At 64.3% G+C, this 12,250-nt stretch carries 9 protein-coding genes; 6 read left to right on the forward strand and 3 right to left on the reverse strand.

Annotation, left to right across the window (positions count from 1 at the left end; translation table 11 throughout):
• Positions 1-96: 96 nt before the first annotated feature.
• On the forward strand, positions 97-3,138 hold the full coding sequence (ppc, locus tag AWB65_RS00510) for a phosphoenolpyruvate carboxylase (protein WP_087665671.1): 3,042 nt from the start codon (positions 97-99) through the stop codon (positions 3,136-3,138).
• A gap of 45 nt (positions 3,139-3,183) precedes the next feature.
• Here the strand turns inward: ppc and AWB65_RS00515 are convergent, their stop codons facing one another.
• Positions 3,184-3,936, reverse strand: a complete 753-nt coding sequence (locus tag AWB65_RS00515) for a class I SAM-dependent methyltransferase (protein ID WP_087665284.1) — start codon at positions 3,934-3,936, stop codon at positions 3,184-3,186.
• Between the two features lie 113 nt (positions 3,937-4,049).
• Here AWB65_RS00515 and AWB65_RS00520 point away from each other — a divergent pair, with 113 nt between their 5' ends.
• The 4 genes from AWB65_RS00520 to argH all read left to right on the forward strand — a co-directional run bounded on the left by AWB65_RS00520 (position 4,050) and on the right by argH (position 8,217).
• A complete protein-coding gene (locus AWB65_RS00520) occupies positions 4,050-4,874 on the forward strand; it encodes a helix-turn-helix transcriptional regulator (protein WP_087665285.1) in 825 nt (274 codons plus the stop codon).
• Positions 4,875-5,362: 488 nt separating this feature from the next.
• Entirely contained in the window at positions 5,363-5,947 is a 585-nt protein-coding gene (locus tag AWB65_RS00525; RefSeq protein ID WP_087665286.1) for a sigma-70 family RNA polymerase sigma factor, read from the forward strand.
• On the forward strand, positions 5,947-6,687 hold the full coding sequence (locus AWB65_RS00530; RefSeq protein ID WP_087665287.1) for an anti-sigma factor: 741 nt from the start codon (positions 5,947-5,949) through the stop codon (positions 6,685-6,687). The genes AWB65_RS00525 and AWB65_RS00530 overlap by 1 nt, the downstream gene beginning before the upstream one ends.
• Before the next feature lie 126 nt (positions 6,688-6,813).
• A complete protein-coding gene (argH, locus tag AWB65_RS00535) occupies positions 6,814-8,217 on the forward strand; it encodes an argininosuccinate lyase (protein ID WP_087665288.1) in 1,404 nt (467 codons plus the stop codon).
• Between the two features lie 104 nt (positions 8,218-8,321).
• Here the strand turns inward: argH and AWB65_RS00540 are convergent, their stop codons facing one another.
• Together AWB65_RS00540 and AWB65_RS00545 are read right to left on the reverse strand one after the other, a co-directional pair.
• Positions 8,322-9,515 carry a lactonase family protein gene (locus AWB65_RS00540; protein ID WP_235007463.1) on the reverse strand — a complete coding sequence of 398 codons (1,194 nt, stop codon included), beginning with the start codon at positions 9,513-9,515 and terminating at the stop codon, positions 8,322-8,324.
• 321 nt (positions 9,516-9,836) lie between these two features.
• A complete protein-coding gene (locus tag AWB65_RS00545; RefSeq protein WP_235007464.1) occupies positions 9,837-11,009 on the reverse strand; it encodes a beta-propeller fold lactonase family protein in 1,173 nt (390 codons plus the stop codon).
• 275 nt (positions 11,010-11,284) lie between these two features.
• Between AWB65_RS00545 and AWB65_RS00550 the strand changes: the two genes are divergently transcribed.
• On the forward strand, positions 11,285-12,214 hold the full coding sequence (locus AWB65_RS00550) for a bestrophin family protein (RefSeq protein WP_087665289.1): 930 nt from the start codon (positions 11,285-11,287) through the stop codon (positions 12,212-12,214).
• Positions 12,215-12,250 lie beyond the last annotated feature (36 nt).

A 12,250-nucleotide genomic window follows, 5' to 3' on the forward strand; every position in this document is an offset into this window, starting at 1 on the left:
GGGAAGTCATCTCCCTTGCACGCCGGACAGACGACGGCGAAAGCGCTTGCGTCACTCCCTCTGTAAATGGGCCTTGGCTTCCAAGAGGAACCCATCGTGACGTCTTCCGGATCGGCGCGCCGCGCGCGCCGCAATGCTGCTTTGCCCGCCACATCGCCCGACGCTTCAAGTCAGGCACCTTCGTCGTCCCCTGTCATTTCACGTGCCGCGACCATTTCCAAGGCGTCGAAAACGGCGTCCGCGGTCAAGGCCAAGCCGGTCAAGGCCACGGTGAACGGCATCGACACACCTTCCCCGGAAACAGCGAAGCGCGGCTCGAACCGCGCCCGCGAGGACAAGGACCGCCCGCTTTTCGAGGACATCCGCTTCCTCGGCCGCCTGCTCGGCGAAGTGCTGCGCGAACAGGAAGGCGACGCCGTGTACGACGTCGTCGAGGCGATTCGTCAGACGGCCGTCAAGTTCCGTCGCGAGGACGATCGCGAGGCATCGCAGACGCTCGAAAAACGCCTGCGCCAGTTGACGCCCGAACAAACCGTGAGCGTCGTACGAGCGTTCAGCTATTTTTCGCATCTCGCGAACATCGCCGAGGACCGGCATCACAACCGGCGCCGCCGCATCCACGCGCTCGCCGGTTCCGCCCCGCAAGCCGGCACGATCGCCTACGCCATCGAGCAGATGAAGTCGAAGGGGAAGGACGCGCAAACGAAGTCGCTCTTGCAGAAATTCTTCGACGACGCGCTGATCGTCCCCGTCCTCACCGCGCATCCGACCGAAGTCCAGCGCAAGAGCATTCTCGACGCGCAGCACGACATCGCGCGCCTGCTCGCCGAGCGCGACCAGGAACTGACCGCCCGCGAGCGCGCGCACAACGAATCGCTGCTGCGCGCACGTGTGACGTCGCTCTGGCAGACGCGCATGCTGCGCGACTCGCGCCTGACCGTTTCCGATGAAATCGAGAACGCGCTCTCCTACTACCGCGCGACCTTCCTCGCCGAAATCCCCGCGCTCTACGCCGACATCGAAAACGCGCTCGCCGAGCACGGCGTACCCGCTCGCCTGTCGCCGTTCCTGCAGATGGGAAGCTGGATCGGCGGCGATCGCGACGGCAATCCGAACGTCACCGGCCCGACGCTCGAAACCGCCATCACGCGCCAGGCGACGGTCATCTTCGAACACTATCTGGAGCAGGTGCACAAGCTCGGCGCGGAGTTGTCGGTGTCGAACCTGCTCGCCGGATCGAGCGATGCACTCAAGGCGCTCGCCGATGCATCGCCCGACCAGTCGCCGCATCGCACCGACGAGCCGTACCGGCGCGCGCTGATCGGCATGTATACGCGCCTCGCGGCAAGTGCCCGCGTGCGGCTCGGCGAAGGCGTCGTGTCGGTGCGCAGCGCCGGGCGCGGCGCGGCGCCGGTCCGCGCGACGCCGTATGCCGATGCCGCCGAATTCGCGCGCGATCTGCACGTGCTGATCGATTCGCTCGGACAGCATCACGGCGCGTCGCTCGCGACGCAGTGTCTCGCGCCGCTCGCGCGTGCGGCCGAAGTGTTCGGCTTTCATCTGGCGAGCATCGACCTGCGGCAAAGCTCGGACATCCACGAGGCGGTGATCGCGGAACTGTTCGCGCGCGCGGGCGTGGAGGCGGATTACGCCGCGCTTTCCGAGGAAGACAAGCGCGCGCTCCTGCTCAAGGAACTCGCGCAGCCGCGACCGCTGCGTCTGCCCTACGCGGATTACTCCGACCTCGCGAAAAGCGAACTCGGCGTACTGGAAATGGCGCGCGTGACGCGCGAGAAGTTCGGCGAGCGCGCCGTGCGCAACTACATCATCTCGCACACGGAAACCGTCAGCGACCTGCTGGAAGTGATGCTGCTGCAAAAGGAAACCGGCGTGCTTCAAGGCCGTCTCGGCAACGACGACGATCCCGCGCGCGACGGCCTGATGGTAATTCCGCTTTTCGAGACGATCGCCGACTTGCGCAACGCGCCCGTCATCATGGGCGAATTGTTCGCGCTGCCGGGCGTCGATGCGCTCGTCGAGAACCAGGGCGGCGAGCAGGAGGTGATGCTCGGCTATTCGGACAGCAACAAGGACGGCGGCTTTCTCACGTCGAACTGGGAGCTGTATCGCGCGGAACTGGCGCTCGTCTCGCTGTTCAAGGAACGCGGCACGACGTTGCGCCTGTTCCACGGACGAGGCGGCACGGTCGGACGCGGGGGCGGCCCGACTTATCAGGCGATTCTGTCGCAACCGCCCGGCACCGTCGACGGCCAGATTCGCCTGACCGAGCAGGGCGAAGTGATCGCGAGCAAGTTCGGCAATCCGGAAATCGGTCGGCGAAATCTGGAGACGGTCGTTGCGGCGACGCTCGAAGCATCGCTCTTGCCGCACGAAAACGCGCCGGCGCAACTGCCGCTCTTCGAATCGACGATGCAGACGCTGTCGGACGCCGCGATGGCGTCGTATCGCGCGCTCGTCTACGAGACGCCGGGCTTCACCGACTACTTTTTCTCATCGACGCCGATCGCGGAAATCGCCGAGCTGAACATCGGCAGCCGGCCGGCTTCGCGCAAGCTTCAGGACCCCAAGCAGCGCAAGATCGAGGATTTGCGCGCGATTCCCTGGGGCTTTTCATGGGGTCAATGCCGTTTGCTGCTGACCGGTTGGTACGGATTCGGAAGCGCAGTGTCGAATTATCTGGATAGTGCGGAAACCGACGCCGAGCGCGCAAAACGCCTCGCCACGCTGAAAAAGATGCACAAGACGTGGCCGTTCTTCGCGAACCTGCTGTCGAACATGGATATGGTGCTCGCGAAGACGGATCTTGCGGTGGCGTCGCGTTACGCGCAGCTCGTCGCGGATAAAAAGCTCCGCAAGCACGTGTTCGAGCGAATCGTCGGCGAATGGGAGCGCACGTCGAACGTGCTCGCGGAAATCACGGGCAAGAGCGAACGTCTCTGCGACAACCCGCTCCTCGCGCGGTCGATCAAGAACCGCTTCCCGTATCTCGATCCGCTGAATCACTTGCAGGTCGAGCTGCTGAAGCGCCACCGGGCGGGCGATCAGAACGTGCGCCTGCGCCGGGGGATTCACCTCACGATCAACGGCATTGCGGCGGGGTTGCGCAATACCGGCTGATCGATGACGGCGGCCGCTTGTTCGCTGAAGCGGCCGCCGCTTTCACTACTTCGCCTCGATCATCAACGCATCCAGCTCGAACGAGCCGTCTTCCTGCACGGCGAAATACTGCCGCACTTCGTCCGGCGCGTTTTTCCACATTGATTTGATCGCGATCACGCGCTCCGGCGGCGTGCGCATGCGCGCGACCCACGCGTCGAATTCGAGCGGCAAACGCCAGCGGCTGCGCACCTCTGCCCGAAAACCGGCGCCTTCGAAAAGCGCGATCCATTCGTCAGCGCGGTAGTCGCGGATATGCGAGGCATCGCGCAGCAACTCGATCGCCTGGATGTGCGTGTCGAGGAGCGGATGATCGGCGCCCGCGATATCGACGAACAGCACGCGCCCGCCTGGCTTCAGCACTCGTTTCACTTCCTTCAGCGCCGCCGGCACGCCGTGCCAGTGATGCGCGCTCATCCGCGACAGGACCCAGTCGAACGAGGCATCGTCGAACGGCAGTTTTTCCGCCGGGCCTTGCTGCGTATGGATGTTCGAGAGGCCGCGCTCGGCGGCGGCGCCCGCGACGGTCGCGAGCATCGGCTCGGCGATGTCGTAAGCCACCACCGACTGCGCGTGCGGCGCCACCGCGAAACTGACGTGACCGGCGCCGCAGCCCAGATCAAGGACGGAAGCGCCCGGCGTCGCGGCGACTTTGCGCGCGAGGGTCTGCAGGTCGGCGCCCGTCGCGTGGACGGCGCTCGTCAAGTACGCGGCGGCGGTCGTGCCGAACGCGTCGGCGACCTGGTCATGGTGTTTCATCGGTTGCTCCGTGCTGAGTTGTGGGGACCTGAGCCGCTACAATAGAGCCCGCCCTGTACCAGTACAAGTGAAGTGATTATTCTGGTATCTACACTACCTGTCCTGCTTTCCTTATGCGTTTGCCGTCCAAAGAAACATCCGGGAGCGCCCCGCCCCCGCTCGATGCGACACCCGCGCGCGCCCTCGGCGATTTCATCCGCGCGCATCGCGAGCGGCTTTCGCCGATGGCCGTCGGGCTGCCGCCAGGTCCGCGCCGCCGCACGCCGGGCTTGCGGCGTGAGGAAGTCGCGCAGTTGTGCGGTGTCAGCCCGACCTGGTACACGTGGATCGAGCAAGGGCGGCCGGTATCCGCTTCCGCCGATGCACTCGCGCGGATCGCCGTTGCCTTGCAGCTTTCTCGCGCCGAGCGGGCGTATCTGTTCGAACTTGCCGCACAGCGCGATCCCGCCGAGCCGGACCCCGCCGCGCAAGACGCGCCCGCCGCATTGCTGCAAACCGTCGCGCTGATTGACGCGCCGGCTTACGTACTCGACCGGCAGTGGAACGCGTTGCGCTGGAATGCGCAGGCGGCAAGCCTGTTCGTCGGCTGGCTGGATGGCGAGCACGACCGCAACCTGCTGACCTACATGTTTACGATGCCGCAGGCGGTGCAGTTGGTCGTCGACTGGGAGACGCGAGCGCGGCGGCTCGTCGCAGAGTTTCGCGCGGATTCGATCCGCCATCTGAACGACGCGCCGACGCGCGCTTTGATCGATGGTTTAACGTCGGCGAGCGATGCGTTTGCGAGGTTCTGGGCTTCGCAGGATGTGGGCGAACGCGAAGGCGGAGAACGCGCGTTCAATCATCCGGTACATGGACGGCTTGTCTTCGATCAAATCACTTTTAAGCCCGCGCATCGGGAAGATTTGAAGCTCGTGATTTTGGTGGGTCAGAGTTGAACCGCTTCTAATCCTCACTATCCAGTTCGGCGGAATAACGCTTTTATATCGCGCCAGCCTGAATCGAGAACGGTGAGAAGAGCGCTGGCCTGTTGAATATCATCGGTTTTCCCGAGCGCGGCGTTAGTTGGCTTTATTGTAATAAGTATGAGCTACCCGTTGGAAACGCGCATAAATTGCAATTTCCACATAAAAAAGCGGGCACAAAAAGAAAGCCCGGCCGTCCGGCCGGGCCAAAACCGTCCTCACTGAATGCGCCAGTGAGAACGGGGACACCCGATAGCGCGCCACTCCGCGCTCCAGTTCTATTTCCCCGCCCGGTCTCCCGCTCTTGTTCCCGCAGTGATACCTAGCCGCTAACCGCACTTACGCAGCACCGGACCGATCGGATGCACACACATCGATATCAAATCCGCTGCGATCGATCCCGATTACTTGGGTAAGATTGGTTTTCGCCACCTTTCAGAATCGTCTCAAGCAACCGGCCCATGTCGACAGCCCTTCCTCGCGATCCGAACGCCGAAATCCTCGCGCAACTCCTCGAGCGCGTCGCGAGCGAAGACGCCGCCGCGTTACGCTCGCTCTACGATCTGACTTCTTCGAAACTGTTCGGCCTCGCGCTTCGTATATTGGTGAAGCGCGAGTGGGCCGAGGAGGTCCTGCAGGACGCGTTCGTCAACATCTGGCGCTATGCCGGCGACTATCGGGCGGGACTTTCCGCGCCGATGACCTGGATGGCGTCAATCGTGCGAAACCGGGCACTCGACTACCTGCGGCGGCAAAAAGCCCACGGCGCGAGCGCGGAGACGCAATGGAGCGAAGCGTTGGACGACATCCTGCCCGGCAACGAGGCCGATCCGTCGGAACAGACGCTGATGAGCCAGGAAGCACGGCATCTCAGAATCTGCATGGAGCAACTCGAGGCGAGCCAGCGTCAGGCGGTCGCGCTCGCGTATCTGCGTGACCAGAGCCACAGCGAAGTGGCCGACGTCATGAAGGTTCCGCTCGGCACGGTGAAATCGTGGATCCGGCGCGGTCTCGAAAAGCTCAGAACCTGTCTGGGAGGTCTGTGATGGATCTCCACCGGCACGCAGGTCTCGTCGATCAGCTCGCCGCCGAGTACACGCTCGGCGTAATGCGCGGCCGTTCGCGGCGGCGCTTCGAAACCATCGCGCAGGGCGATCCGGCGATCCGCGTCGCGATCGAAACGTGGCGCGGGCGCGTCGAGGCGATCGGCGAGCTGGCGCCGCAGGAAGCGCCGCCGCCATCGGTCTGGCAAGCGATCGAGCGCCGGCTGAATCTCGGCGGCGCGCGGCGCGAAGCGGTCTCGGTGCGGCCCGCGTCCCGGTGGTTCGAGAACCTGTCGTTCTGGCGCGGCTGGTCGATCGCGGCGACGGCGGTAGCCGCGCTCGCGCTCGTCATCGCACTGCGGCAGCTCACACCGACGCCCGTGCCTGCGCCGCAAGTCGTGCAGGAACCGCACGTCGGCTACGTCGCCGCGCTCGCCGACAAGGACGCGCATCCGGCGATCCTCGTCACCTGGGACGACCGGACGTCGGAAGTGACCGTGCGCCGTCTGTCCGGCGCCTCGGACCCGACCGACAAATCGATGCAGCTCTGGGGCTTGCCGAAGGAAGGCCATCCGGTATCACTCGGCGTGCTGCCGGCCGGTGGGACGGCGCGCTTCAAGGCGGCGTCGGTCAACGCGTTCCCGGCGCTCGCGGTATCGGTGGAACCGCTCGGCGGGTCGCCGAATCCGGACGGGCCTACCGGACCGGTCGTCTATACCGGCAAGGTGATTCCGGGCGCCTGATCCCGTCGACGACGAAGCGCGCCTGGGCCGGCGCGCTTCGTCGTTTCAGAAAGCTCCGATGTTAAAATCGCGGACTCGCCGGCTTCGCGCCGCCCGCTGTCGCTCATTGCCCAAATCCACATCACCATGACGTCCCAACTGCACAAAAAAGGCGAAGCCTGGTCGGCTCGCTTCTCCGAGCCGATGTCGGAGCTCGTCAAACGCTATACGTCGTCGGTGTTTTTCGACAAACGGCTCGCGCTCGTCGACATTGAAGGGTCGCTCGCGCATGCGTCGATGCTGGCCGCGCAGAAGATCATCGGCGCCGACGATCTGGACGCTATCCAGCGCGGCATGACGCAGATTCGCGGCGAAATCGAGCGCGGCGAGTTCGAGTGGAAGCTCGACCTGGAAGACGTCCACCTGAACATCGAGGCGCGCCTGACGGCGCTGATCGGCGATGCCGGCAAGCGCCTGCACACCGGCCGCTCGCGCAACGATCAGGTCGCGACCGATATCCGCCTGTGGCTGCGCGGTGAAATCGACCGGATCGGCGTTTTGCTGAAGGATTTGCGCCTCGCGCTGATCGACCTTGCTGACCAGCACGCCGGCACGATCATGCCCGGCTTCACGCACTTGCAGGTCGCGCAGCCGGTGACGTTCGGGCATCACCTGCTGGCGTACGTCGAGATGTTTTCGCGCGACAGTGAGCGCATGGTCGACCTGCGCCGTCGCGTGAACCGCCTGCCGCTCGGCGCGGCGGCGCTCGCTGGCACGAGCTATCCGATCGATCGTCACGCGGTGGCGAAGACGCTCGGCTTCGAGGGCATCTGCGCGAATTCGCTCGATGCGGTGTCGGATCGCGATTTCGCGATCGAATTCACGGCGGCGGCGGCGCTCGTGATGACGCACGTGTCGCGCTTCTCGGAGGAACTCGTGCTGTGGATGAGCCCGCGCGTCGGTTTCATCGATCTCGCGGACCGGTTCTGCACCGGCTCGTCGATCATGCCGCAGAAGAAGAATCCGGACGTGCCGGAACTCGCGCGCGGCAAGACGGGGCGCGTGAACGGGCATCTGATGGCGCTCCTCACGCTGATGAAGGGTCAGCCGCTCGCGTACAACAAGGACAATCAGGAAGACAAGGAGCCGCTGTTCGACACCGTCGACACGGTCGCGGACACGCTGCGCATTTTTGCGGAAATGGCGGCGGGCATCTCGGTGAAGCCGGACGCGATGCGCGCAGCGGCGTTGCAGGGTTTTTCGACGGCTACCGATCTCGCGGATTATCTGGTGAAGCGCGGCCTGCCGTTCCGCGACGCGCACGAGGCGGTGGCGCACGCGGTGCGGATTTGCGTGGATCGCGAGTGCGATCTGGCCGATTTGTCGCTCGACGAGATGCGCGCGGAGTTGCCGAAGGTTGCGCATCTGCTCGGTGAGGACGTGTTCGAGTATCTGACGCTGGAAGGGTCGGTCGCGAGCCGCAATCATGCGGGCGGAACCGCGCCGGAGCAGGTCCGGGCGGCGGTGACGGCGGCGCGCGCGGCGCTTTGACACCCCGCGCGGCTGATCGATGGCACACGCGGATCAGCCAGTAAAAAGCTGTCCGGGATCGCATCCCGGACAGCTTTTTTTACATCATCGTTCGATCAACGGCATCAGATGCCCGCGAGGCCCTGCAGGCTCACGTGTGTCTCCGTATTGGCCGCCTGTTCTCCGACCTTCACGAGTGAGCCGTCCGGCTGGATGGCGTAGGAGACGATCTTGTCGGCGCCGAAATAATCCTGGTAGAGGAATTTGCCGTCCGCGCTGATCCACGCGTCTGCGGCAAGCGACGTCTTGGAAGCCCCGCTGACATGCGGCGGTTCCTCTGCTGCCGTCGCGTTCACAAGCGTGGCGCGGCCGTCCGCGTCGAGCGAAAATAGCGAAACCGCGCCGCTGCCGTCGCCGGTGTAGACGAAGCGGTTGTCCGGCGTGACGACGAGCCAGCAGGGCGCGCCCTGGCCGGTCGACGCGATCGGGCCGCTCACGCCTTCGAGCTTGCCGTCTCTGAGCATGTAGGTGCTGAGCGAACTGCTCACCGCTTCTGCTGTCACGTAGACAGCCCCAAGCTTGCCATTGCCGAAGCGACCGCCGAACGGTCCCATTCCGAGCGTGGTGGTCGACGTCGGCTTGCCGAGCGTACCGTCCGCGTGAATCGGGAACGTCATGATCGTGCTGCCCGGCTTGCGCGGGTTGACGGCGTCGAGGAAGCCGTTCACGACCACCGAACGGTGATCGGGGCTGACTTCAACTTGCGTGAGGAGCGCATCACCCGGCAGCGTGGCGTAATCGCCGAGCTTCGTGAGCGAGCCGTTCAAGCCGACCTTGTAGGCGCCCAGTTGCTTCTCGCCTTCCTGATGCGTGACGTACAGGATGTCGTCGTTCAGCGAGAGGCTCGTCGGACGGATGCCGTCCGTCGGGTTCGACTTGAGCAGGCGCAACTCGCCCGTTTTGCGATCGATATTGAAAATGGAGACGGTGTTGTCGCCCGCGTTCGCGACGAAAAGCCGTTTCTCGTCCGGACTGACGATAACGCTGCGATTGCTCGACAGCGCATCGGCGACGACGCCGTTGTGCTGGAAGTAGTTGACGCCGTTGGTGCCCTTGCCGCCCGTCGCGATCCGGCCGCGCGGTGCGAGCGTGCCGTCGGGGTTGCGGTCGAACTGGAGCACGGAGTTGTTGGTCTCGTTCGTTTGCGCATAGAGCTGTTTGACCGACGCGGCAGACGTCGAATCGCCGTCGCCGCCGCCGCACGCGGACAGCAAAGCGGCGCAGGCACTCGCGATCGCCAGGTTCTTCAGTTTCATCATTATTTTGACCTCTTGTAGTTGGACACGATTAAAAGCCGGTATGAACCGGCAGCCGCTAGCAACACGGCTGAGTGCTTAGTCATGTCTCAAAAAATTTTGTTGTGCATACAGACAAAAAGTGATGAATAATAAGACTGTATGAGATTTTTCTCGCTAAATTGGCGATTCCATAACGAATCAGGAGAAGATTCGCGAAGCAAGTCGTGCGGGAGGCTTTTCCGAGCGCTTTTCGACGAAAAAAAAAGCCTCGGGCATGACACCCGAGGCTTCTCGATGATCGGCACAGCCCGGGCCCTGCCCGGACTGTCTTGTAACGACGACTCAGATGCCGTCGAGCCCCTGCAGGCTCACATGCGAAGCTGTATTGGCCGCCTGCTCGCCAATTTTCACGAGCTTGCCGTCCGGCTGGATGGCGTAGGCCACGATCTTGTCGGCGCCGAGGTAATCCTGATACAGGAACTTGCCGTCCGGACTGATCCAGGCATCGGCGGCGAGGGCACTCGCCACGCCCGCTGGCGGCGCTTCGGTGGCCGCCACCGGCGTAACGAGCGTCGCGCGTCCTTCGGAGTCGAGCGCATAGAGCGACACCGTGCCCGCGCCGTTGCCCGTGTACACGAAGCGGTTGTCTGGCGTGATGACGAGCCAGCACGGTTCCGTCTGGCCGACCGCGATCACCGGGCCGCTTTTCGCCACGAGCGCGCCGTTGTCGAGCGTGTAGGTGCTGAGCGAACCGCTCACCGCTTCTGCCGTGACGTACGCGTTCGAGAGCTTGCCGTGCGCGAACCGGCCGCCGAGCGTGCCCGCGCCCGACGACTGCACCGTCGACGGAACGCCGAGCGTGCCGTCGCTCCTGATCGGGAAGGTGGTCAACGTCTTGCCGGGCGCGCGCGTCGCGAGTTCGCTCAGGAATTCGTTCACGACGAGCGACTTGCCGCCGGCACTCACTTCGACCTGCGTCAGGACCGCATCTGGATGCGACAGCGTGTAGAAGCCGATTTTGGTGAGCGCGCCGTCGACTCCGATTTTGTACGCGCCCACCGTGCCGCCTTGCTGGTGCGAAACGTACAGGACGTCGTTGTTGACGGCGACGCTCGTCGGCAGCGTGCCGCCCGTCGGGCTGGCTTTCAGCAGGCGCGGGGTGCCCGTCGCCGCATCGATCTGGAACACCGAAACCGTGTTGTCGCCCGCGTTCGCGACGAAAAGGCGCTTGCCGGAAACCACGACGCTGCGATTGCTCGACAGCGAATCCGGCCCAGTCACGCCCTTGTTTACGTGATCGACGCCGTTGGTGCCCTTGCCGCCCGTCGCGATGCGCGCGCGCGGCGCGAAGGTGCCGTCGGCGTTGCGTTCGAACTGCAGTACGGCGTTGTCCGTCTCGTTGCTCTGCGCGTAGAGCGGATGCGCGACTGCGGCGGGCGAATCGTCGCTTCCGCTACAGGCGGACAGCAGCGCCGCGCACGCGACCACGATCGCCAGATTTTTCGGTTTCATCATTTTCGTCACCTTTTTTTGTAGTTGAGAATGCTCAAGCCGACGGCTGTGCCGCGTGTGCCGTCATCGGCTTGGATGCGTCCCAAAAATGCTCGTTAGTGAGCGCTACAAAATGTGATGAAAGTGATAGGCGGAATCCCGGAATGTCTCGGGCCTGCGACGATGTTTCTTAACGAATCGCGTCTCGCCCGACGATCAACGGGCGCGCTACGCCATGCCCCGCTGCCGCGGCGCGGAATTTCGGGATAATCGACGGATTGCTTCGTCCGGCTGCCGCCATGATCATCCGCCCTCAGCTTCACTGGTTCCGCCTGCTGTTCGTCTGGCGCGGCTCCGTGCTGCCGCAGTTGTTGCCCCGGCTCGTGCTGATCCTCGCGCTGTCGATAGCGGCGATCTTCATGCACGACCACATGCGCAGCTATCCTCTCGGGCTGGGCACGCCGCCGTTCGCCTTGATCGGGATCGCGCTCGCGGTGTTTCTCGGCTTTCGCAACAACGCAAGCTACGAGCGCTGGTGGGAGGGCCGCCGGCTGTGGGGCACGCTTGCGATCACCGCGCGTTCCCTGGCGCGCCAGGCGCTGACACTACCCCGGGAACGCGACGCCGCCGGCACGCGCCAGTTCGTCGCCGCGCTCGGCGGCTTCGCTCACGCCTTGCGCCATCAGTTGCGCGGCACCGACGCCTGCGACGAACTCGCCCCACGTCTTCCGCCCGACCTTCACGCGCGCGCACGCGACGCGCAATTCCGCCCCGCGACAATCCTTCTTTGGCTCGGCGAATGGGTCGCGGAGCGCTCGCGCGAGGGTTCGATCGACGGTTACGCCGTGCTCGCCTTCGAGCACAATCTGAACGCGCTGTCCGAGGTGATCGGCGGCTGCGAGCGGCTCGCGACGACGCCGCTGCCGTTCTCCTATTCGGTGATGATTCACCGTACGGTTTATCTGTTTTGCGCGCTGCTGCCGTTTGGGCTGGTGGATGGCGCGGGGTTGCTGACACCGCTCTTTTCCTTGCTGCTCGCCTACGCGTTCATGGCGCTGGAAGCGATCGCGGCGCAGATCGAGGACCCGTTCGGCGTCGAAGAAAACGATCTCGCGCTGAATACGATGTGCGAGACGCTGGAAATCGCGCTGCACGATATGGTCGCGGATGCGGCGTTCGTGCGGCCGCCGGTCAAGCCTTCGCAGGCGCCGGGGCATGTGCTGGATTGAAAAAAACGGCCCCGCGGGGCCGTTGTCGTCTTGAAC

The sequence above is a fragment of the Caballeronia humi genome, from assembly GCF_001544475.1.
Taxonomy (GTDB): domain Bacteria; phylum Pseudomonadota; class Gammaproteobacteria; order Burkholderiales; family Burkholderiaceae; genus Caballeronia; species Caballeronia humi.

Bases quoted from the DNA above. Each gene is read 5' to 3' on its own strand.
- AWB65_RS00550 (WP_087665289.1), top strand. From the start codon at position 11,285: ATGATCATCCGCCCTCAGCTTCACTGGTTCCGCCTGCTGTTCGTCTGG.
- AWB65_RS00540 (WP_235007463.1), bottom strand. From the start codon at position 9,515: ATGATGAAACTGAAGAACCTGGCGATCGCGAGTGCCTGCGCCGCTTTG.
- AWB65_RS00525 (WP_087665286.1), top strand. From the start codon at position 5,363: ATGTCGACAGCCCTTCCTCGCGATCCGAACGCCGAAATCCTCGCGCAA.
- argH (WP_087665288.1), top strand. From the start codon at position 6,814: ATGACGTCCCAACTGCACAAAAAAGGCGAAGCCTGGTCGGCTCGCTTC.
- AWB65_RS00520 (WP_087665285.1), top strand. From the start codon at position 4,050: ATGCGTTTGCCGTCCAAAGAAACATCCGGGAGCGCCCCGCCCCCGCTC.
- AWB65_RS00545 (WP_235007464.1), bottom strand. From the start codon at position 11,009: ATGATGAAACCGAAAAATCTGGCGATCGTGGTCGCGTGCGCGGCGCTG.
- AWB65_RS00515 (WP_087665284.1), bottom strand. From the start codon at position 3,936: ATGAAACACCATGACCAGGTCGCCGACGCGTTCGGCACGACCGCCGCC.
- AWB65_RS00530 (WP_087665287.1), top strand. From the start codon at position 5,947: ATGGATCTCCACCGGCACGCAGGTCTCGTCGATCAGCTCGCCGCCGAG.